The organism is Pseudoalteromonas sp. NSLLW24 (genome assembly GCF_015864725.1).
GTDB lineage: Bacteria > Pseudomonadota > Gammaproteobacteria > Enterobacterales > Alteromonadaceae > Pseudoalteromonas > Pseudoalteromonas arctica.
Map to the genome: position 1 here is coordinate 126,614 of NZ_JADYWQ010000010.1, position 23,243 is coordinate 149,856.

18 protein-coding genes and 1 tRNA gene are annotated in these 23,243 nt (G+C 40.9%); 11 read left to right on the top strand and 8 right to left on the bottom strand.

The genetic code is table 11. The features are described from left to right. The first annotated feature begins 154 nt into the window (after nucleotides 1-154). A complete protein-coding gene (locus I6E72_RS12355) occupies nucleotides 155-484 on the top strand; it encodes a hypothetical protein (protein WP_039488582.1) in 330 nt (109 codons plus the stop codon). Nucleotides 485-609: 125 nt separating this feature from the next. On the opposite strand, the gene cysQ is transcribed toward I6E72_RS12355, so the two are convergent. From cysQ to cysG, 6 genes are read right to left on the bottom strand one after another with little or no spacing between them, the layout of a single operon-like run. Next, the gene (gene cysQ, locus I6E72_RS12360) at nucleotides 610-1,380 is read right to left on the bottom strand and encodes a 3'(2'),5'-bisphosphate nucleotidase CysQ (RefSeq protein WP_024589584.1); all 771 of its coding nucleotides are present in this window, start codon (nucleotides 1,378-1,380) and stop codon (nucleotides 610-612) included. Between the two features lie 9 nt (nucleotides 1,381-1,389). After that, complete coding sequence (gene cysC, locus I6E72_RS12365; RefSeq protein ID WP_010555008.1) at nucleotides 1,390-1,983, bottom strand: adenylyl-sulfate kinase; 594 nt, start codon at nucleotides 1,981-1,983, stop codon at nucleotides 1,390-1,392. Between the two features lie 32 nt (nucleotides 1,984-2,015). Continuing rightward, nucleotides 2,016-3,740 (bottom strand): SLC13 family permease, encoded by a 1,725-nt coding sequence (locus I6E72_RS12370; RefSeq protein WP_165740257.1) that lies wholly within the window; start codon nucleotides 3,738-3,740, stop codon nucleotides 2,016-2,018. Between the two features lie 31 nt (nucleotides 3,741-3,771). After that, the gene (cysN, locus tag I6E72_RS12375) at nucleotides 3,772-5,196 is read right to left on the bottom strand and encodes a sulfate adenylyltransferase subunit CysN (RefSeq protein ID WP_007580108.1); all 1,425 of its coding nucleotides are present in this window, start codon (nucleotides 5,194-5,196) and stop codon (nucleotides 3,772-3,774) included. Next, nucleotides 5,196-6,095: a sulfate adenylyltransferase subunit CysD gene (gene cysD / locus I6E72_RS12380; protein ID WP_138586364.1), complete on the bottom strand. Its 900-nt coding sequence runs from the start codon at nucleotides 6,093-6,095 to the stop codon at nucleotides 5,196-5,198. The genes cysN and cysD overlap by 1 nt, the downstream gene beginning before the upstream one ends. A gap of 49 nt (nucleotides 6,096-6,144) precedes the next feature. Further along, nucleotides 6,145-7,572, bottom strand: a complete 1,428-nt coding sequence (gene cysG, locus I6E72_RS12385) for a siroheme synthase CysG (RefSeq protein ID WP_197112471.1) — start codon at nucleotides 7,570-7,572, stop codon at nucleotides 6,145-6,147. Nucleotides 7,573-8,022: 450 nt separating this feature from the next. Between cysG and deoC the strand changes: the two genes are divergently transcribed. Both deoC and I6E72_RS12395 read left to right on the top strand, forming a co-directional pair. After that, nucleotides 8,023-8,769 carry a deoxyribose-phosphate aldolase gene (gene deoC, locus I6E72_RS12390; RefSeq protein WP_197112473.1) on the top strand — a complete coding sequence of 249 codons (747 nt, stop codon included), beginning with the start codon at nucleotides 8,023-8,025 and terminating at the stop codon, nucleotides 8,767-8,769. 10 nt (nucleotides 8,770-8,779) lie between these two features. After that, a complete protein-coding gene (locus tag I6E72_RS12395; protein WP_007580116.1) occupies nucleotides 8,780-9,628 on the top strand; it encodes an SPFH domain-containing protein in 849 nt (282 codons plus the stop codon). 50 nt (nucleotides 9,629-9,678) lie between these two features. On the opposite strand, the gene I6E72_RS12400 is transcribed toward I6E72_RS12395, so the two are convergent. Then, nucleotides 9,679-10,809, bottom strand: a complete 1,131-nt coding sequence (locus I6E72_RS12400) for a CsgG/HfaB family protein (RefSeq protein ID WP_197112484.1) — start codon at nucleotides 10,807-10,809, stop codon at nucleotides 9,679-9,681. A gap of 136 nt (nucleotides 10,810-10,945) precedes the next feature. Continuing rightward, entirely contained in the window at nucleotides 10,946-14,926 is a 3,981-nt protein-coding gene (locus tag I6E72_RS12405; RefSeq protein ID WP_197112486.1) for a hybrid sensor histidine kinase/response regulator transcription factor, read from the bottom strand. Nucleotides 14,927-15,090: 164 nt separating this feature from the next. Between I6E72_RS12405 and I6E72_RS12410 the strand changes: the two genes are divergently transcribed. The 8 genes from I6E72_RS12410 to rpoB all read left to right on the top strand — a co-directional run bounded on the left by I6E72_RS12410 (nucleotide 15,091) and on the right by rpoB (nucleotide 23,148). After that, nucleotides 15,091-15,167 (top strand) — tRNA-Trp (locus I6E72_RS12410). A 132-nt stretch (nucleotides 15,168-15,299) separates the two neighbouring features. After that, nucleotides 15,300-15,677: a preprotein translocase subunit SecE gene (secE, locus tag I6E72_RS12415; RefSeq protein ID WP_002958877.1), complete on the top strand. Its 378-nt coding sequence runs from the start codon at nucleotides 15,300-15,302 to the stop codon at nucleotides 15,675-15,677. Between the two features lie 4 nt (nucleotides 15,678-15,681). Next, nucleotides 15,682-16,245, top strand: coding sequence for a transcription termination/antitermination protein NusG (gene nusG, locus I6E72_RS12420; protein ID WP_024600085.1), 564 nt, complete (start codon nucleotides 15,682-15,684; stop codon nucleotides 16,243-16,245). Between the two features lie 213 nt (nucleotides 16,246-16,458). Next, nucleotides 16,459-16,887, top strand: a complete 429-nt coding sequence (gene rplK / locus I6E72_RS12425; protein WP_002958879.1) for a 50S ribosomal protein L11 — start codon at nucleotides 16,459-16,461, stop codon at nucleotides 16,885-16,887. Between the two features lie 3 nt (nucleotides 16,888-16,890). Further along, the gene (rplA, locus tag I6E72_RS12430; protein WP_007580124.1) at nucleotides 16,891-17,595 is read left to right on the top strand and encodes a 50S ribosomal protein L1; all 705 of its coding nucleotides are present in this window, start codon (nucleotides 16,891-16,893) and stop codon (nucleotides 17,593-17,595) included. 322 nt (nucleotides 17,596-17,917) lie between these two features. After that, nucleotides 17,918-18,412, top strand: coding sequence for a 50S ribosomal protein L10 (rplJ, locus tag I6E72_RS12435; protein ID WP_002958881.1), 495 nt, complete (start codon nucleotides 17,918-17,920; stop codon nucleotides 18,410-18,412). Nucleotides 18,413-18,488: 76 nt separating this feature from the next. Further along, nucleotides 18,489-18,851, top strand: coding sequence for a 50S ribosomal protein L7/L12 (rplL, locus tag I6E72_RS12440; protein ID WP_002958882.1), 363 nt, complete (start codon nucleotides 18,489-18,491; stop codon nucleotides 18,849-18,851). A 271-nt stretch (nucleotides 18,852-19,122) separates the two neighbouring features. Next, a complete protein-coding gene (rpoB, locus tag I6E72_RS12445; protein WP_007580127.1) occupies nucleotides 19,123-23,148 on the top strand; it encodes a DNA-directed RNA polymerase subunit beta in 4,026 nt (1,341 codons plus the stop codon). Nucleotides 23,149-23,243 lie beyond the last annotated feature (95 nt).

Genomic DNA, 23,243 nt, shown 5'->3' on the forward strand with positions numbered 1-23,243 from the left:
AAGGAATAGGATCGGTAAATTCTTTTTGACTTTCGTCCTAAACTAAAAACATGTGCAAAACAAACTATTTCAGTAGTGAAGCTATAGAAAAAATTTTAGAAAACATACTAACGCCTCTAATGCTGAGGCGGTATTTCTCGCATAGGAGTGCATTTTGGAAAAGTTATATACAGCTCTATTGGTTGCGGCTGCAACGGGAATATTCTTTTTGGCATACAACAACCCTAAAGGTTATAGCTACTTGATGGAGAAGCTTGCTGAGTTTTTCCCCCAGATGTGGCTGATAATTATATGCTTTTCTGGTGGTATTCATTTTACTTTCTGGGAACTAGAAATTCCTTATGAAGATAATAATCTTTACTCTTATGTGATTCCAAATTTTGCATATATCTGGGGGACGACGGCTTTATTACTAATTTTTTATTTATTATTAATTTCAATAGGTAAACTTCTAAAAGAATTAAAAGTTAAAGGCGATGATTGAACTATAAAAACGATGAAGGTTTATGGTTGAAGTTATTCTATAATAAGTACAACTACTTATAGTATTTATAGCTATCACTTGCCTTGCCTTGCTGACAACTGATAGCTAACTACTCAAAAATGCGCTTACTCTTCTATCGCACTTACAATAAAATACGGATTTAAGTATTCATCTTTGGTGTTATAAATAAGCGGGCTGCCATCAAGTTTAGTTACTTTTGCACCGGCTATTTCGGCGATTGCATGGCCTGCACCTGTATCCCATTCGCAGGTTGGACCTAAGCGCGGGTAAATATCGGCGCTGCCCTCAGCGACTAAACACAGCTTTAGTGAGCTGCCTTTAGACACCATTTCAACCTCATCAAAGCGTTTTACAAACTCAGCTAAATCGGGTGATGGGTGCGAGCGGCTACCTACAACACGAATTAACCCTTTGTTAGGTTTAGTTGTTACTTTAAGCTCAATTCGCTCATCGCCTTTATCTTTAAATGCGCCAATGGCTTCGGCGGCTAAGTACGATACGCCAAGGGCGGGTGCATCAACTACGGCTAAAATAGGAATGCCGTTTTTAATTAGGGCGATGTTTACGGTAAATTCACCGTTCTTTTTAATAAATTCTTTAGTGCCGTCGATTGGGTCAACTAACCAGTAGCTTTTCCACGTTTGGCGTACATCCCAGCTTATGTCGGCGTTTTCTTCACTGAGTATTGGAATATCAGGTGTGAGCTGTTGAAGCCCTGCCACAATCAGTTTGTGAGCTGCTAAATCGGCGTCGGTTACGGGACTTTCATCGGCTTTGTACTCAACGTTAAAGTCCTTTTCGTAAATTCCCATTATCGCTTGGCCTGCTTTGCGGGCAAGGATGAGGGTTTCTTCTAGCAGTTCGGTTTGATTCATGGGGTTAACCTATATTATGTGCTTTTGTTTTAGATACGTTATCAGTTGTGTAACCGATTGGTCTAGGGTGTTTTTACTTGTATCTAAAATTATTTCTGGATTGTTTGGCACTTCGTAGCTTGAGTCGATACCAGTGAAGTGTTTTATCTCCCCTGCGCGGGCTTTTTTGTATAAGCCTTTTGGATCGCGGCTTTCGCATACATCCAGTGGGGTATCGATAAATACTTCAATAAATTCGCCGTCATCTACTAGGCTGCGCACCATATCGCGCTCTGCTCTAAAAGGCGATATAAACGCAGTAAGTACTAACAAGCCAGCGTCGGTCATTAGTTTAGCGGTTTCGCCTACGCGGCGTATGTTTTCAATGCGGTCTTCGTCGCTAAAGCCTAGGTCTTTACATAAACCGTGGCGTACGTTGTCGCCATCAAGCAGGTAAGTGTGCGTACCTTGTTGATTAAGCGCCGCTTCTAGTGCGTTTGCTACGGTGCTTTTACCAGAGCCTGAAAAGCCGGTAAACCATAAAATAGCGGGCTTATGTTTTTTTTGCTCACTACGCTGTGCTTTTGTAGTTGCGTAGTTATGCCAAACTATATTTTCATCCATAGTGAGAGTCTCTTATACTGTGAGCGCAGGTATTAAAACGGAAATACCAGCGGGATCAAGGTTAATACCGTGATTGAATAAATAATAGAAAGCGGTAAGCCCATCACTATGTAATCTTTTAAGCGATAGTTACCCGCGCTATAAACCATTAGATTAGTTTGATACCCAAATGGCGATATAAAGCTGGCGGATGCGCCAAATGCAACCGCCATAATAAATGGTAGCGGGTCTACATTAAAACCAACCGCGAGCGAGTAAGCAACAGGGAACGACAAGGCAGCTGCTGCGTTATTAGTAATAAGCTCGGTAAATAATACGGTCATTAAAAATATAGCTATAAATGCGCCGTAAGGGCCAAAGTCGCCAAGTACCATAAACATGGCGTCGGATATTTGCCCGGCAAGTCCGGTGCCTATCATTAACTTAGCAAGGCCAATGGCACTACCTACTACCACTAATAACTCGATAGGAAAACGGCGTTTAACTTCGTTAAGTTTTATGGTGCCGCTGAGCATCAAGCCAATCAGTAATACTAATAAGCCTTTAACCAGCGGCACTATGCCAATAATGCTTAAACCCAGTACTGCGGCAAAGCACAGTAGCACAATGTTTGATTGTTTAGGTGCAAGGTGGGCTTGTAAGTCAAACCCTGAAATATACACAAATTCGCGCTTTAAATTAGGCAAGGTGTAAAAGTTTTTGCCTGGTGCGAGTATAAGTGAGTCGCCAGCTTGTAATTGCACTTGCCCAAGGCCGCCTTGTAAGCGGTCGTGCCCACGACGAATGGCAATAACAGCAGCATGAAATTGCTCTCTAAAGCGGGCTTCTTTTACGGTTTTGCCAATAAATTTTGAAGACTGACTTACGACTACTTCTACTAAGTGTTCTATGTCTTTTTGATGATTCTCGTGAACTACTTTTAGGCCGTCGAAACGGGTAAGTAATGGCACCGATTTTATGTCACCTACAAAAAGCAGCACGTCATCTTTTTGAATAATTTGCTGCGGGGTGACTGCGCAAATGCGGCTTCCATCGCGAATAATTTCAGCGAGGAATAAGTCTTTTAAATCACGCAGGCCGTTTTCTTCAACGGTTTGGCCTATTAATTTTGAATTTGCTTGTACTTTACCTTCTAGGTAAAAAGGCACGACTTCTTGGTCGCTTTTACCGTTGTCGGGTAAGTATTTAAGCATCACTAAAATGGTAATTAGGCCTACGCTTAACGCGCCTAAACCCACTAAGGTAAAGTCAAAAAAGCCCAGTGGTTCCATGCCCGCATCTACTGCAAAGCCATTGACGATTAAGTTGGTTGATGTACCAATAAGCGTAATAGTGCCGCCCAAAATAGCGGTATACGACAGCGGTAATAATAGCTTTGAAGGGGAGTGATTAGGGTTGTCTTTTATCGCGGTAATAAGCGATGCAACAACGGCGGTATTGTTAGTAAACGACGATAAAAAGGCGGTTGATAACCCCAATTTTGTTACCGATTTTACTAAACTACCTTTAGATAGCGATTGCGCTAACTTTTGAATTAGGGTGGTTTTTTCTATTGCGGTCGACACTAACACCAATAGTACTAAGGTGATAAGCGACGGGTTAGCATAATTAATTAACATGCTTTCAAGATCGATTAGCCCTGCTAAGTAGCTGGTGCCAATTGCGCTTACAAATAACCATGCTGGATTAATACGGGTGCCAAAAAGGCACCCGACTAAGGTAAGCATAATGCCTGTTAAAACGAGCTGTTCTACCATGCTTTTAAATTCCTAACAGGCTAAAGTTAACTTATAACTTAGAAATATCAAGCGCTTGCCAATGCGGAAAGTGCTTGCGTACTAAGCTGTTAAATTCAACTTCAAATTCGCTAAAGTTACTTTGCTGTGCTTGGCTTTGCAGTACTTGTTCAATCATGCCCGCAGCAACCGTTAGGTTTGATAAGCGATCGATTAGTATAAACGAGCCTGTTTCGTGATTGCTGTGGTACTCGTCTGCCAAAATAGTTTCGGTTAGTTCAAGTGTTACAATCGCAATTTCGTTTAACTGCAGTGAGTCGCTAGTGCCATGTTCAAGCGTGTTCACATCAATTGTGTAATCAATTTTTGTAACAATAGCTGAAGTGTTTTTGCTGCCTAGCTTTAGGTTATAGCTTTTACCTAATACTAATGGCGACTCATGCATCCACACAATTTTAGCTTGCAGCTGGTTAGTAACAACGGCCGTTGAATTTGCAGGTACTATTACGTCGCCTCGGCTAATATCAATTTCGTTATTTAGGGTAACGGTAATTGCTTGGCCTGCTTCAGCACTATCTAAATTGCCATCAAAAGTAACAATTTCTTTAATGCTTGATGTTTTACCCGACGGTAATACTTTTATTGCATCGCCTACGTGTATCTTGCCCGACGTAAGTGTGCCCTGAAAACCACGGAAGTTTAAGTTAGGACGCACTACATATTGCACCGGTAGGCGCGCTTCAAAGCCTGTATCTGTTTCGGCTGCTGGTGAATCTTCTAGTAATTCAAGTAGCGGCTTGTCGGTGTAATACGGTGTATGAGCAGATCGCGTTACTACGTTGTCGCCTTTAAGCGCCGACATAGGCACAAACTTAATGTTTGATACGTTAAGTTGCTCAGCAAATTTAAGGTAATCGGCCTTAATTTTTTCATACACGGTTTCGTCAAAATCAACGATATCCATTTTATTAACGGCAACAACAAACTGCTTAATGCCAAGCGAGTCACAAATAAAGCTGTGGCGCTTGGTTTGTACTTGCACGCCGTAACGCGCATCAACCAAAATAATAGCAACATCGCTTGTTGATGCACCTGTTACCATGTTACGCGTGTATTGCTCGTGCCCAGGCGTGTCGGCAATAATAAATTTACGCTTAGCCGTTGAAAAGTAACGGTACGCTACGTCAATGGTAATGCCTTGCTCGCGCTCAGCTTGTAGGCCATCAACTAATAATGCAAGGTCAAGATCTTCACCTGCATTACCTACTTTTTCGTTATCTTTGTGAAGGGCGGCTAGCTGATCTTCATAAATTTGGTGGCTGTCGTGCAGTAGGCGGCCAATCAATGTTGATTTACCGTCATCTACGCTGCCACAGGTAAGCATACGCAATAAGCTTTTATCTTGTTGGCGTGCTAGGTAGGCGTCTATGCCTATTTCTTTTACTTCGTTAAATGTATCGTTATTTTGGCTAGACATTAAAAATACCCCTCACGTTTTTTCTTCTCCATTGAGCCTGCTGAATCATGGTCAATAACACGACCTTCACGTTCAGATGACGTAGATAGCAGCATTTCTTCAATAATTTCGGTTAGGTTACTTGCTGTTGACTCAACTGCACCGGTAAGTGGGTAGCAGCCTAACGTACGAAAACGTACAGATTTCATTTGCGGTACTTCACCCTCGTTAAGTGGCATACGCTCATCGTCAACCATAATTAGGGTGCCGTCGCGATCAACAACAGGGCGCTCTTTTGCTAGGTAAAGCGGCACCATGTCGATGTTTTCTTGGTAAATGTATTGCCAAATATCAAGCTCAGTCCAGTTAGATAACGGGAAAACACGAATGCTTTCGCCCGGATTAACTTGGCTGTTATAAGTGTTCCAAAGCTCAGGACGTTGGTTTTTAGGATCCCAGCGATGGTGTTTGTCGCGGAACGAGTAAACACGCTCTTTTGCGCGTGACTTTTCTTCGTCGCGGCGTGCGCCACCAAATGCAGCATCGAAACCATATTTGTTAAGTGCTTGCTTTAAGCCTTGGGTTTTCATTATGTCGGTATGTTTACCCGAGCCATGCGTAAACGGGCCTACACCCATTTCAATGCCTTCTGGATTTTTGTGTACCAGTAGGTCAAAACCGTATTCTTTAGCTATACGGTCGCGAAACTCAATCATTTCACGAAACTTCCAATTGGTGTCTACGTGTAATAACGGGAACGGAATTTTTGCAGGGTAAAATGCTTTACGCGCTAAGTGCAAAAGTACCGACGAATCTTTACCAATAGAGTAAAGCATTACTGGGTTCTCAAACTCAGCGGCGACTTCGCGCATGATTTTGATACTTTCAGCTTCAAGTTGCTGAAGGTGAGTTAAAGCCATTGTTAGTCGTCCTACTAAAATGATTAAAAGTTACAAATTTAAAATTCGGTTATGTATTTGATACATCTGTTAGCGGCTGTGCAAAGCTGCTTGTTTGTTCGTTTTTCCCAAACCACGCTAGTTGCGAGTGCAGGGCGGCTACTTCACCAATAATGAGTAGCGCAGGCGATATAATGCTGTTGCGTTCAATTAAGTCGGCAAGTTCGCCTAATTGGCCTGTTACTACACGCTGATTTTTACGTGTACCGTTTTCGATAATGGCAACAGGCGTGTCGGCTTTGCGGCCATGCTTTAAAAGCTCGCTTTGTATGTGCGGCGATTTAATTACGCCCATGTAAATAGCAAGCGTTTGATTTGCTTTTGCCAGTGATTGCCAATCAAGTTCTTGACCGTCTTTTTTACAGTGGCCCGTTACAAATTGAATAGCTTGTGCATGGTCACGATGCGTAAGCGGAATACCCGCATACGCACTACAACCTGCAGCAGCTGTAATACCCGGTACAATTTGATAATTTACGTTGTTAGCAGCCAGTACTTGTACTTCTTCGCCACCACGACCATAAATAAACGGGTCGCCACCTTTAATGCGGCACACTTTTTTGCCTTGTTTAGCAAGGTCGACCAGCATTTTGTTGGTGTCGTCTTGAACAACACTATGATCGCCTAAACGTTTGCCTACACAAATAAGGTCAGCATCGCGGCGCACTAATTCCATAATTTCGTCAGACACTAAAAAGTCGTATACAACCACATCTGCTTGTTGCATAAGTTGCAGTGCTTTAAGTGTTAAAAGCTCTGGATCGCCAGGGCCTGCTCCTACTACATATACTTCGCCTTCAGGCTCGGCTTTAGCATCTAACATTTGCTCTAGTTGTTGCTCAGCGGCTTGAGTGTCACCGGTTTGTACTTTACTCACGACAGATGAGTCGAACACGCCTTCCCAAAATTGGCGACGGTCTGAAAAATGTTTAAAGCGTTTTTTTACTTTGTCTCTAAAGCCGCCTACAAGTGTTGCAAGTGGCCCAATATGATGCGGAATAAGGGTTTCGAGTTTTTCGCGTAAGCGACGTGCAAGTACGGGCGCTGTGCCCGCACTTGATATAGCAATCGTAATTGGGTCACGGTCAACAATAGATGGGAATATAAACGTACATTTAGGTTGGTCATCAACCACGTTTACAAATACATTGCGGGCATTGGCAAGTTCAAATACGTTGTTGTTTACTTCATCGCGGTCGGTTGCTGCAATAACAAGCATTTTTCCATCGAGATGCGACTCATCAAAATAAGCATCAATAAGCGTTACTTCATTATTATGCGCATGCTCTTTTAGTTCGTCGCAAAACCAAGGCGCTACTAAAGTAACGCTCGCTCTCGCTTTTAAAAACGCGCGACATTTGCGTAATGCGACCTCTCCACCGCCAACAACCAATACTGGTTTGTTGTCGAGTTTGGTAAAGATAGGTAAATACTGCACGTTAATAAGACCCCTAAACAAATTCAAATATAAGAAAACGCTTTATTCTGATAAGCAGAATATAGCGGCTATCAATAAGTAAAAAATAATTAAAACCAAGTTGATATAACCAAAAGTTATAATAGGTGGGCTTTTTAGGCCTAAGAGTTAGTTAACAAGGGATTGCGCCGAGTTACAAGTAAAATAAACAGCTTATAGTGTTTGGTTATGAGCTATAGCGAGTTTGGTTTAATTTGTTAATATGGAAGCATATTCTATTTTGTACTTATACCAATTGCATTAAATTAGTGATCTATTATAGCGACGAGAAAATAGCTCAATAACAAGGCTAAAATTATGATACATAGTTGTTCTATATAAATAATTTTTAACGTAGTTAGTGAGTTATTTAATACGCTAAAATGATTATGTTTTTAATAAAATTGGTATTACATAAGCAACGGAGCTCTAATGATACAACACCAAAAAGATGCCGCATTAGCAGTCGCACTGATGGATTTAACAAGCTTAAACACCAGCGATACCACCAAAAGCATTCAAGCGCTTGTTGATAGTATAAACCCGACGCTGGGCACACCTGCTGCAGTATGTGTTTATAGCGACTTTGTTGATGATGCAAAAATAGCACTCGCAGCGCGTGAGCTTAACCACGTAAAAGTAGCAACGGTCACTAACTTTCCAACGGGTGATGCGCCACTGAGTGATGTAATTAACGAAACACTTATTGCTATAGAGCGCGGCGCTGACGAAATTGACCTCGTTATTCCTTATAAAAAGTTAATAGCGGGCGATGTTCAAACAGTAATTAGCTATGTAAGCGAAAGTAAAAAAGCATGTGGGTCGCGCGCCCAACTAAAAGTAATAATAGAAAGCGGTGAGCTAAAAACCGAAGCGCTAATAACGCAGGCTACTCAATTGGCAATTGAAGGTGGTGCCGATTTTGTAAAAACCAGTACGGGTAAAGTGGCCATTAATGCAACCCTTGAATCAACAAAAATTATGCTAACAGCCATTAAAAACTCGGATAAACGTGTGGGCTTTAAAGCTGCCGGTGGTGTTAAAACTGTTGCCGATGCCAGTGATTATTTAGCGCTAGCACGCGCAATAATGGGTGATGATTATTTGCAAGAAAATACATTTAGATTTGGTGCTTCAAGCTTGTTAAGTGACGTTTATACAATATTAAAAAGTAATTAAAGGAAAGATGATGAGAGCAAGAAACTCCGGGACACAAACATTGTTTAATAACCTATTTAAAGGTGCATTGGTTGTAGGAGTCGTTGGTTTTGGATTAACTGCATGTACTAACCCAAGCACACCCGCAGGTGAAGAAGGCTACGTATTCGAAAAGCCGCGTGTATTTGGTGAAGGTGGTTATCAAGGAACAATGAAGGGCCCATCTAATTACGGTATGTCATTACTGCGAAATGAAGTGGTAAACATCGATATGCGACCTAATACATATACCGAGACATTTAGAATCTTAGCGAATGATGATTTAAATATTAAATTTGATTTTCATGCTGTTATTGCTATTGAGAGTGGCTCTGTTAAAACTGTGGTAGAGCAGTACGGCGCCGAAAATTGGTATAAACGCTTTGTACGTGAAACTTTTAGAACGTATGTGCGCGATACAGTACAAAAATACGATAGTGGTGAGCTTAAAACAAATCGTGAGAAAATTGCGAAAGAAGTGACTCTGCGCCTGCAAAGTTATTTATCGACAACGCCGTTTAAACTTGCAAACGTTGTAGTAGGCAATATTAATTACCCCGATATTGTTGCTAATGCAGTTGAGAAAAAATTGGCAGCTCAGCAGCTATTATCGGAAAAAGAAACACAAAAAGAGATTGCCAAAAAAGACGCTGAAATTAGGGTTGAAGAAGCCAAAGGGATTGCTCAAGCTCAGAAGATCATTAACGCAACACTAACAGCTAATTACATTCAACATGAAGCTATTAATGCACAAATAAAAATGGCTGAGTCACCTAATCATACAACTGTTTATATTCCGGTAGGCAATAACGGAGTACCACTTGTTAAAGGTGCTAACTAAATAGTGAGTACTTGGGTAGCTCTTTTTATTAGCTACCCAAGTCAAAGCCATTAATTAAACTTAAACATGTTGCTTATACTTTCGAGGCTTGATTTGTTCGTTTTAGCAATACAACCACTATCATCAAGTGACTTTTTAGTTGTTTCATCAGCTAAACCCGTTACCTTTAATTTTTTGTCTTGTTGGTACTCACGAAGTGCGATAACTGTTTTACGATCGTACTCAACATCCTGTGTTTCGAATTCTTCGTAATCAGGCTGGTTTCTTAGGTAACCCAAACATACCAAGCTTAGGCGCGACATTGCTAAATCCATCTTTTCATAATGTGGCATTCTATGGGTTGGTACATCAACTGTTACAGCGCTCTTGCTGACTGTTTTTGCTTGTACAGCTGCCGGTGGCGGCGCAGTGTAACCCGATGCTAAAGTGTTGTTACTGTTATAGCGATAGTAAGTATCTGGAATTTTAGTTTCTAAAAACTCAACCGCTTTAATAATAACTTCACGAAGGGCTTTTTCTTTAGGGGTATCAGACCATCCACTAATATTACCGCCAACAAGTGCGCCACCAAAGTTGGTTGCGGCTCCAGTAAAGTCAAAATCTTTACTGCCCCCTTCAACACTTGTTGCTGCTAAAATTCGTGATGTGCGTGTATCTATTAGACGAAGATCAATCGCCATATGAGAACCTGAAAAACCAGCTGATACAGAGCTAAATACATCGCCCATAAAGCCGCCACTGCCAACACTTGCACCAGAGCTATCGTCATCAAATTCAGTTACCGCTGCAATAACGACTATTTCAGCGCCTTCAATCTCACCATAAGCGGCACCCGATGATGCACTAACGCGACCTGAGGCTGCTAGGTCTTGTTCTGATAAAACAGCATCAAGCGCTTGGCGCTCTAAAACAATAAAGCGATTTGTTGATACGAGTGCCGTAGTTAATTGATCAGCCATACCGTCGCCTATTTCTTTACGCCACCATTTTGAGTTGTTAGATTTATCGGTAAAGCGTGCAACAGCAATACGAGCTTTAGGGCCATTGTATTGTTCTTGTGCAACTGCATTTATGTCTGGTGAGTTTTGACCTGAAGTGACATTTGTAGAGGTGCTTTGACAAGCGCTCAGAGTGGTCGTTAATAGTGCAGTTAATAGTAGTTTTTGTGGTGCTTTTAACATATGACTGTCCTTAATTAATATGCTTAAAGGAAATGCAGTGCATTTCCTTTAATATTTAAATTCATGTTAATTTAGTTAAATCAGTAGGTTAATAATAGTACTGGTGCGAAATTCTTAGTCACACAGGCGAAATTTATCAGGATTGTTCGCGAAACTGTTTTGGGGACATATTATATTTTGCTTTAAAGCACCGGGCAAAGTAGCTTTGTGAATTAAAGCCAACTTGCTGTGCTACTAGGCCAATTGCAAGCTCACTATTTTTTAAAAGCTCTTGTGCAAATTCTAAACGAATATTTCGAATGTAATCGCTTGGTGTTAGGTTGTACAAGGCTTTCATTTTTAATTGTAAAGCGCGAGGGCTAAGGTAGAGCGATGCTGCAAATTCTTCTACGCTAAATGCTTCGTCTTGGTAATGCTCTTTTACTGTTGTTTTTACACGCTCGGTAAATACATAATCTTTACTTTGCGCCATTTGTGGGTCGAGCTGGGCTGTTTGTGATAAAGCAGGTAGTTGTTGTTTTAAATGTTGATTAAGTACTTCTCTAATCGTTAATAACCCTTGAACGCGGCTGAGTAACAGCTGCGGCTCAAAAGGTTTACTCAAATAGTCATCAGCAAGTAAGTCTAGGCCCTTTAATTTACTATGCGTATCTGCCTTTGCTGAAAGTAATAACACCGGAATATGGCTAATAGCCGTGTCGCTGCGCAGTGCTTTAATAAACTGATAGCCATCCATAACAGGCATCATTACATCACTTATTACCAAGTCAGGCATTTCGTTTTTACATAAAGCTAAACCTAGCTCTCCGTTAGCTGCACTTATACACGTGAAGCTACTAATAAATAGTGACGTTATTAAATCACGCATTTCATCGTTGTCTTCAATAATAAGAATCTTATTACTTTTTACTGCACATAAATTATTGCTTTTAGACACAGCAAGAGCGGTAAGGTTAGAGGTTTCGTCTATTTGAGTTGTTGGGAGTGAAACAGTAAAACAACTGCCTTTGTTTAATTCACTTTTAAGTTCAATAGTTCCTCCATATTGCTCAACTAGCTGCTTCACCAGCGCTAAGCCAATACCGCTACCGCTTTGATTACTCGTATCTATACGTGTGAATCGTTGAAAAACGGTTTCAAGGTGCTCTTTATCTATACCAACACCAGTATCTGAGACTGTGATGATTAATGTTTGTTTTTGAGTTAATAGCTGAAGTAATACTTTGCCAGTGTTTGGAGTGTATTTTTGGGCGTTACTTAATAAGTTACTGATAATAGAAATTGTATGATTTAGCTCTAATTTAATGGGAATAGTTTTTTGTGTTAAATCTTCAAACTCGAACGTAATATTTTTTTGTTTAAATAAAGGGGTGAAATCTTCAATTAATTGTTCAACTACCGGCTTTATAGCATAGGGTGTGACGTGTTTCACTGCTGTGCTTGGGCGCTGACTGAGCTGTAAAAGTTGGTTTATTTGATCCAATAGCTTATAGCTATTACGTTGAATCATCGCTAGTTTTTGTTGGGTGTCTGAATCCTTATGGCTTTTTTGTAAACTCTCAAGTGGCGCTAATATTAAGCTCAATGGTGTTTTAAGTTCATGGCTAACATTATCTAATAGTTGGGTTTTTAAGTTGCTAAGTTCTTTCTCTTTTAAGTTTGCTTGCTCTGCAACGTTAGCTCTATACCTTGCTGTTATAATTAACCACATTATAAATAATACGATAATTATGTAAGTGACATAGGCAACATTGTTCTTCCACCAAGGTGGAGTAACTTTAAGCGCAACCATTGTTTTATCATCACTCCATTGACCGTATTGATCTTTAACTTTTACAATAAAGTGATAGCTTCCAGCGGGAAGTTGAGAATAACTAACTTGCCTCTGGTTTTTGTTTGCGTATAAAAACTGCTTATCTAACCCAGCTAACTTGTAAGCATATTGGTATTGAGAAGGGGGCTCTGCACTGTTTAAAGCAGAAAATTTAAAGCCGATAACACCATTCTCTTCTTTAAAAAAGAGTTTGTCTGTATAGCTTATAAGCTTAGCCGTTTGGCTCTTGTTTTTTATATATTGCTGCGTCGCGACTGACTGGTTATAAATAAGTAAGTCTGTAATAACGGGTTCTGGGGGTTGAGTTGCTAGGGTTAGTTTTAACGGATCAAATTGATTAAAACCGTTAATACCACCAAAAAATAGCTCGCCGTCATCTGCTTGAAAAGCGGCACCTAAAATAAAAGAATGATGCTGTATACCGTTTGCGGGTAAAAAATGCTGCATTTGTTGGGTTTGAGGAGCGTAACGGGTTAGGCCTTGGTTGCTGCTTAGCCACAAGTAACCGCTGCTATCTTGTTTAATTGCAAAAATATTATCGTTAAGTAAGCCATCAAACTCTGTAATGTTTATTACTTTGTTTGTTTGGATATTTAACTTATTGAGCCCGCCAAAAGTACCTACCCATAAAGTGTTTTTATCTTGTAAATGCAAGGATGTAACCATGTCATGCGTTAAACTATTAGGCTTTTTAAGATCGCTTTGGTAATGGGTGAATGTTTCATCATGTAAAGAAAGTTTATTTAACCCTGCGCGGGTTCCTGCCCATATAGCGTTGTTGTCGCTGTCATAAGTAATACTAAAAACAGTATTATTTGAGATACTATTTTTATCTGCGGTGTATTTAAAATTTGTAACCTGTAAAGTATCGGGATTAAATCGCGTTAAGCCTTCGTTACTGCCCAGCCATAAATTACCACTTAGGTCACCTTCGATTGCATAAATACGGTTACTACTGAGTTGATGGCTTTGCACAGTAAAAGCCGAAAAGTTATCATTAATTGGGTTGTAAAGCAGTAAACCACCTCCGTATGTGCCTATCCATACGCGTTTATTGGCATCTTCATAAAGACTAAATATATTGTTATTAGTTAAGCCTATATCTTGATTTTTATCTGTTTTATAGCGTTTAAATCCTGTGTCAGTTTGTTTGTTAAGTCCGTCGCGCGTACCCACCCAAAGTAAGTTGTTACTGTCTTTGAGTATTGCTCTTACAAAGTCATTCGAGATAGAAGCTGGGTTATTGCTTTGATGTTTTTGATGACCAAACTGAGTCTGCCTTTTATCATAGCGATGTAATCCATAGCCGTCTGTACCAATCCAAATAATGCCTTGAGGGTCTTGGTAAAGTGATAATAGGTGATCGTTAGCTAAGCCATGTTTTAAATCTGGAGAGTGAGTAAGTTGACGAAACTCGCTACTTAATAAATTATCTGTAGCTTGGTAATAAAGACCATGACCATAAGTGCTTACCCATAATTTTTTTTCATCATCAAAAAGTATATCTGTGACCCAAACATTTTTGAGTTGCTCAAAGTTATAAAATGCGAGTGTGTTTGAGTCAAAAACACTTAGACCAGTCTTGCCTCCTATAATAAATTTGCCGTTTGCTGCTTTTTTTAATTGCCAGAGCTGTTCAGGGCTATTAGATATATGTTCGAACCGATGTGTTTGTGTATCGAACTTAATCAGCCCGATACTACTTGCTAACCAAAGGTTTTTTTGATCATCAAAAAGCACATCCTTAAAAACAACATTTAAGTGATTCGTGCCCTGATAAGAAAATAATTCGGTAGTACCTGTGTATGTATCTAAACGAGTAAGTTGCCCTTTATCGTGACCAATCCAAATGATTTGTGGCGAATTAGAAGAAATTGATGAAATACGTTCGTTTGTAATAGGAGGGGTTGAATACTGGTTAAAAACACTAAAACTTTCTGTTTCAGTATTTAATAAGTTGAGCCCATTACTTGTTGTAGCAAACCAAATGTGGCCGTTTCCTAAATTCAGGCAGTCCGTAATCCAATTCCCCGAAATACTAGGGTGTGAAGGATTGAATTTATAGTGCTTAAATTCATACCCATCAAATCGGTTTAAGCCACCTTGGGTAGCAAACCAATGAAACCCTTTTTCATCAGTGGTACTGCAGGTGATTGAATTTTGTGATAAACCTTGTTCATTTGTATATGTATCTAAGTACAATGGCAGGGCATAAGAACTAATATGAAATAATAATAAAAAGCTAATAATTTTATATCTTATGATTGTTTTTATTGCTTTCACAGACTTCCCATCTAATTGTGAGTCCCTATAATTTGGACAATCATAAACTGCTTTTTAATCAATGTTAAGATTGATTTTTTAATGCAATGCCGAGATTTTCCAATGTGGGTATCTTTTAGGCTTGTGTTAATGGACTGCGTAAGTATAATAGGCATCCACTTTGCAGGGGCGTAGTTCCAATTGGTAGAACAGCGGTCTCCAAAACCGATGGTTGGGAGTTCGAATCTCTCCGCCCCTGCCAGTTTTACTTGTGGTTTGAGTAGTCTGAGATTAAAAACCGGTTTAAATTAAGTCTGTTTTTAAGTTTAGATTTTAATGGATTAACCTTACCGTAGTGTAGGGTTGTTGTGTCTGTAGTTAAGGTAATAATATTATGAGCACGAATGTAGAAACACCATCAAGTGCGATGGAGTCAGTAAAGTGGTTAGTAGCAATCGCGCTACTTGCAGGCGCAGTTGTTGGTAATCACATGTATGCAGATCAATCTGTACTACTACGTGCTATCGGCGTTGTTGTTGCAATAGCGGCCGGATTAGCAATTGCCTCGCAAACATTTAAGGGACGTAACTTTCTTGCTTTCGCTAAAGAAGCTCGAATTGAAGTACGCAAAGTTATTTGGCCAACGCGCCAAGAAACTACCCACACGACATTAATTGTAATGGTTGCAACAGTGATTATGGCACTTATCCTTTGGGGATTAGATGGCATTTTATTCCGCGCTGTAGGCTTTTTAACTGGATTGGAGATCTGATCCCATGTCGGATGAGAACGAGAACAAAGAAATTAAGTTACGTTGGTATGTAGTACAAGCCTTTTCTGGTTACGAAAAGCGTGTAGCTCAAACGTTAACTGAACACATTAAAATCGAAGGTCTTGAATCGAGCTTTGGTGAGATACTAGTACCAACTGAAGAAGTTGTTGAGATGCGCGCTGGCCAAAAGCGTAAATCTGAGCGTAAATTCTTTCCAGGTTATGTATTAGTACAAATGGATATGAACGACGCAAGCTGGCACTTAGTGAACAGCACTGAACGTGTAATGGGCTTTATTGGTGGAACGTCTGATCGTCCTGCTCCAATCAGTCCTAAAGAAGCAGAACGCATTCTTAATCGCCTTCAAGAAAATGCTGAAGCACCTAAACCTGCTACATTATTTGAACCAGGTGAAGTTGTTCGCGTTACTGATGGACCATTTGCAGATTTCAGTGGTGTAGTTGAAGAAGTTGACTACGAAAAGAGCCGCGTAAAAGTATCTGTACTTATTTTTGGTCGTTCTACGCCAGTTGAGCTTGAATTCGGTCAAGTTGAGCAAGATAAGTAATTGATTAAAAAAGCTTCGCTAATTTTTATTTAAATTTTGGCATGAAGCTTGAAAAAGGCCGCTGATTAACTTATAATCAGCGGCCTTTTTGTATTAAGGTAAAATTTATTTTTACTGTGCAAAAAGTACGAAACCAATTTTTAAACTGGGAAGCCGTTAGAGTACGCGTCCTCGCGCGCACAAGGCTGAGACCCACCAAATGAGGTATTTATAATGGCTAAAAAAGTTGAAGCTCTAATCAAGCTACAAGTTGCCGCTGGTATGGCTAATCCTAGTCCTCCAGTAGGTCCTGCACTAGGTCAACACGGTGTAAACATCATGGAATTCTGTAAAGCGTTTAACGCACGTACAGAGTCTATCGAAAAAGGCGCTCCAGTTCCTGTAGTGATCTCTGTTTACGGTGACCGTTCATTTACGTTCGACATGAAAACGCCACCTGCTGCTTACTTACTTAAGAAAGCTGCTGGTATCAAGTCAGGCTCAGGCCGTCCTAACACTGATAAAGTAGGCACAGTAACTCGTGCTCAACTTGAAGAAATTGTTGAGACAAAACGAACTGACCTTACAGCTGCCGATATGGACGCAGCGGTTCGCACTATCGCAGGTTCTGCGCGTGCGATGGGCTTGAACGTAGAGGACTAAGAAATGGCTAAATTAACTAAACGTATGCGTACTATCCGCGAAAAAGTGGAAGTAACAAAAGATTACGAAATCAATGAAGCAGTTGCTCTTTTAAAAGAGTTAGCGACAGCTAAATTCGTAGAAAGTGTTGACGTTGCCGTTAACCTTGGTATCGATGCTCGTAAATCTGATCAAAACGTTCGTGGTGCTACTGTACTACCTAACGGTACTGGTCGTGACGTTCGTGTTGCTGTATTCACACAAGGCGCTAATGCAGAAGCTGCAAAAGAAGCCGGTGCTGAATTAGTAGGCATGGAAGATCTTGCTGAACTAGTTAAAAAAGGCGAGATGAACTTTGACGTTGTTGTTGCATCACCAGACGCTATGCGTGTTGTTGGTCAACTAGGTCAAATCTTAGGCCCACGTGGTCTAATGCCAAACCCTAAAACTGGTACTGTAACGCCTAACGTTGCAGAAGCAGTTAAAAATGCTAAAGCAGGTCAAGTACGTTACCGTAATGACAAAAATGGCATCATCCATACTACTATTGGTAAGGTTGATTTCACTGCAGAGCAATTACAACAAAACCTTGAGTCTCTAATTGTTGCGCTTAAGAAGGCTAAACCTTCTCAAGCTAAAGGTGTTTACTTGAAGAAAGTAACTATCTCTACAACAATGGGCGCAGGCGTTTCTGTTGACCAAAACACTTTAAGCACAACTGTAGCTTAATCAGTGTTTACATGGCGTGAAATTTGTACTATAATTTCGCGCCATTTTGTTGATTAATTTATTAATTGGCAAAGTAAAGAATTCGGGTTGAAGTACATAATTTCGTTAAGCCTTCGGGGTTAACGATAAATTGGGCTTCCGTCCAAGACCGTAGGTGGCTTCGGCCTTAATATTCACCTACGTAGACGGTGTAGACCCCAGATAGATTTTTCCTAATCCTTCTGGCTCTCGCCGTAAAAAGCATCTCTACCTTGTTTGGTAGGGAAGAGTAGAACAGGGGAATCCGATAATCGGTATCCCCATTAAACCAGGAGTAACACCCATGGCTTTAAATCTTCAAGGCAAAAAAGCAATAGTTGCTGAAGTCAACGAAGCAGCCAATGGTGCTCTATCTGCAGTTGTTGCAGATTCTCGTGGTGTAACAGTTGGCGCAATCACTGCCCTTCGTAAAGAAGCTCGTGCAAATGGTGTTTGGATGAAAGTTGTCCGTAACACTTTAGCAAAACGTGCTCTTGAAGGAACAGATTTTGAGTGTCTTTCTGATTCATTTGTTGGTCCAAGCTTAATCGCTTTCTCATCAGAGCACCCAGGTGCTGCTGCGCGTATCTTTTCAGATTTCGCGAAAAAGAATGAGAAATTCGAGCTTAAAACGGCCGCTTTTGAAGGAAATGTTGTTGATGCAGCAATGCTTGCTACATTACCTACATACGACGAAGCTGTTGCACGCTTAATGAGTGCTATGAAAGAAGCGTCTGCTGGCAAATTGTGTAAAACAATTGAAGCGGTACGTGTACAGAAAGAAGAGCAAGCTGCTTAATTTTAAGCTGTTTAATCTCACTTTCGGTGTAAAATTTATTTGGACGTAATGTCCGTTAATTATTAGGAAATTTGTAATGTCTGTATCTAAAGACCAAATCCTTGACGCAATTGCTGAAATGTCAGTAATGGACGTTGTTGCTCTTATCGAAGCAATGGAAGAAAAATTCGGCGTAACTGCTGCAGCTGCAATGGTAGCTGGTCCAGCTGCTGAAGCTGCTGAAGAGAAAACAGAATTTGACGTAATCCTTACTGGCGCTGGCGCTAACAAGGTTTCTGCAATCAAAGCTGTTCGTAGCGCAACTGGCCTTGGCCTTAAAGAAGCGAAAGCTCTTGTTGAAGCTGCTCCTACACCTGTTAAAGAAGGTGTATCTAAAGAAGAAGCTGAAGCACTTGCAAAAGATCTTACTGAAGCTGGTGCTGAAGTTGAGGTTAAGTAATTTAGCTTTTGCTAAGTTCGCTGCCTGAGAAATCAGGCAAGGGCTGGTGATTATTTAATCACCGGCCTTTTTGCGCTATAGAGTGATGCACTCTTTTAGTTCAAATAAAATCTGATTTTTTCTTTACTTTCAACGCTTTATAGTTTGCTAGTGTTAAAGTGGGATCTAATTAGAACAACAGTTAAATGTTGTAAAATCTTGGCATAGCTGCCAGTTAAGTCTGTTCTTACAAGAACAGGTCGGGTCAAAGATCAGCAAGCTGAGGAACCCCATGGCTTACTCTTATTCTGAAAAGAAACGTATCCGTAAGGATTTTGGTAAACGTCCACAAGTTTTGGATATACCTTTTTTACTGTCTACACAGTTAGAATCGTTTAAAAAATTCTTAGTGCCGGACGCTGATGGCGATCATGGTTTGGAAGCTGCCTTCCGTTCTGTGTTCCCTATTAAAAGCTACTCGGGAAATTCTGAGCTTCAATACGTAAGTTACCGTATTGGTGAGCCAGTTTTCGATGTAAAAGAATGTCAAATTCGCGGTGTGACTTATTCTGCTCCACTTCGCGTGAAACTGCGTCTTGTTGTTATGGACAAAGAAGCACCAGGCACAGTTAAAGACATTAAAGAGCAAGAAGTTTACATGGGCGAAATTCCGCTCATGACAGATACCGGTACTTTTGTAATCAATGGTACAGAGCGTGTTATCGTTTCTCAGCTACACCGTAGCCCTGGTGTATTCTTTGATAACGACCGCGGTAAAACCCATTCATCGGGTAAAGTATTATATAACGCACGCGTTATACCTTACCGTGGTTCATGGTTAGACTTCGAATTTGATGCAAAAGATAACTTATATGTACGTATTGACCGTCGTCGTAAATTACCGGCGTCTATCATCCTACGTGCACTAGAGTATTCTAGCGAACAAATCCTAGATATGTTCTTCGATAACACTACGTTTGAAGTAACGAATGGTAAAGTTCTTATGGAACTTGTACCTTCGCGTTTACGTGGTGAAACTGCCGCTTTTGATATCAAGAGCGAAGACGGTGAAGTATTTGTTGAAAGCGGTCGTCGTGTTACGGCTCGCCACATCAAGAGCATCGAAAAGAAAGGCATTAAGCAATTAGAAGTACCACATGAGTACATCATTGGCCGTATTGTAGCTAAAAACTATGTTGATGAGTCAACTGGTGAAGTTATTGCAAATGCAAATGACGAGCTAACTCTAGAGCTAATGGCTGAATTGGTTAAAGCCGGTTACACTAAAATTGATACGTTATATATCAATGAAGTGGACAGCGGTGCTTACATGTCAAATACATTAAACATTGACTCTGCAAGCAGCCGTTTAGAAGCACTAGTAGAAATTTACCGCATGATGCGCCCAGGCGAGCCACCGACGAAAGACGCGGCTGAAGCCTTATTCCAGAACTTGTTCTTCTCTGAAGAACGTTATGACTTATCTACTGTAGGTCGTATGAAGTTCAATAGCCGTGTTGGTTACGATACAGACACAGGCCCTGGCACATTAAGCAAAGAAGACATCGTGTCTGTTATGAAAGTATTAATTGCTATTCGTAACGGTCAAGGCGATGTTGATGATATCGATCACTTAGGCAACCGTCGTATACGTAGTGTTGGCGAAATGGCTGAGAACCAATTCCGTGTTGGTCTAGTACGTGTTGAACGTGCTGTACGTGAGCGTTTAAGCTTAGGTGACCTTGACGCGATAATGCCACAAGATCTTATTAACGCTAAGCCTATTTCGGCAGCGGTTAAAGAGTTCTTCGGCTCGTCTCAGTTATCACAGTTTATGGACCAAAATAACCCACTATCAGAAGTTACGCATAAACGTCGTATCTCTGCATTAGGTCCGGGCGGTCTAACTCGTGAACGCGCAGGCTTTGAAGTACGTGACGTTCACGTAACTCACTATGGTCGCGTATGTCCAATCGAGACTCCTGAGGGTCCAAATATCGGTCTAATTAACTCGTTGTCTACGTACGCACGTACAAATGACTACGGTTTCTTAGAAACACCTTACCGCAAAGTGGTAGACGGTGTTGTAACTGATGAAGTTGATTATTTATCAGCCATTGAAGAAGGTCAGTTTGTTATCGCACAGGCGAACTCAAACTTAACTGAAACCAATGAGTTTGTTGATGAACTTATCCCATGTCGTCACAAAGGTGAATCTACCTTTATGGGTCGCATGGACCAGCAGTATATGGATGTATCACCACAACAGGTGATCTCTGTAGCGGCAGCACTTATCCCGTTCCTAGAACACGATGATGCTAACCGTGCATTGATGGGTTCAAACATGCAACGTCAAGCAGTACCAACATTGAAAGCGGATAAGCCGTTAGTAGGTACTGGTATTGAGTTAACACTAGCGAAAGATTCTGGTGTAACTATCGTTGCTAAACGTGGTGGTGAAGTAATGTATGCTGACGCAAGTCGCATCGTTGTAAATGTACATGAAGAAGAACGCATTCCTGGTGAAGCGGGCATCGACATCTACAACTTAACCAAATACACACGTTCAAACCAAAATACATGTATTAACCAAAAACCAACTTGTATGGTTGGCGAACCGGTTACTCGTGGTGACGTGTTAGCAGATGGTCCTTCGACTGACTTAGGTGACTTAGCCCTTGGTCAAAACCTTCGCGTGGCATTCATGCCATGGAACGGTTACAACTTCGAAGATTCAATCTTGTTATCAGAGCGTGTAGTTGAAGAAGATCGTCTAACGACTATCCATATTCAAGAACTACAGTGTGTTGCCCGTGATACTAAATTAGGTCCAGAAGAGATCACTGCAGATATCCCGAATGTGGGTGAGTCTGCGCTAGGCAAGCTTGATGAATCAGGCGTTGTATATATTGGTGCTGAAGTTAAAGGCGGCGATATCCTAGTAGGTAAAGTGACTCCTAAAGGCGAGACACAGCTTACACCTGAAGAGAAGCTACTGCGTGCTATCTTCGGCGAAAAAGCGTCTGACGTTAAAGACAGCTCTTTACGTGTACCAAATTCTGTAACTGGTACTGTAATTGACGTGCAAGTTTTCACCCGTGATGGTGTTGAAAAAGATAAACGCGCATTAGAAGTTGAAGACATGCAGCTTCGCGAAGCGAAGAAAGACTTCAACGAAGAGTTCCGTATTTTAGAAGCTGGCGTTTTAGACCGTGCACGTAAGCTACTTATAGCTGCTGGTTTTGATGAAGATAAACTTGCATCTCTAAATGCTGAAAAAGTACTTACGCAAAGCCTTGCTGAAGAAGACAAGCAAGCTGAGCTTGAGCAACTAGCTGCACAGTACGATGAACTTAAAGCTGAATACGATAAGAAGTTTGAAAACAAACGTCGTAAAATTACCCAAGGTGATGACTTAGCACCAGGCGTACTTAAGATTGTTAAAGTATACCTAGCTGTTAAACGTCGTATCCAACCGGGTGATAAAATGGCGGGTCGTCATGGTAACAAAGGTGTTATCTCGACTATCGTACCAGTAGAAGATATGCCTTACGATGACAAAGGTCGTACGGTAGATATCGTATTGAATCCACTAGGTGTACCATCACGTATGAACATCGGTCAGATCCTTGAAACACATATGGGTCTTGCTGCACGTGGTATCGGTGAACGTATTGAAGAGATGATGAAAGAGCAACGTGAGCTTCATGAGCTACGTGACTTCATCAAGCAAGCATACGAAATTGGCGAATCTCGCCAAGTTGTAGATATTGCTAGCTTCACTGATGACGAAATTCGTCGTCTAGCTGAAAACTTAAAAGGTGGTTTACCAATAGCTACTCCTGCATTTGATGGCGCGAAAGAAAGCGAAATCAAAGACATGCTTGAGCTTGCGGGCTATCCTCGTAGTGGTCAGGTTACACTTTATGATGGCCGTACTGGCGATCAGTTTGAACGTCAAGTAACTGTTGGTTACATGTACATGCTTAAACTTAATCACTTGGTTGACGATAAGATGCACGCACGTTCTACTGGTTCTTACAGCCTTGTTACTCAGCAGCCGCTGGGTGGTAAAGCACAGTTCGGTGGCCAGCGTTTTGGTGAGATGGAAGTATGGGCACTTGAAGCTTATGGTGCTGCTTACACTCTACAAGAAATGCTAACAGTGAAATCGGATGACGTGAACGGTCGTACTAAGATGTATAAAAACATCGTTGATGGTAACCATAAAATGGAACCAGGTATGCCAGAATCGTTCAACGTATTGTTGAAAGAAATCCGCTCACTGGGTATCAACATCGAGTTGGAAGAAAATTAAGCCAATTAGATGCTGCAGTTAACGCTGCAGCATCTGTTACGGCTGAATAGAATGTAGGGACGAGATTATCCGTCCTCAAGATTAACTCCGACAGG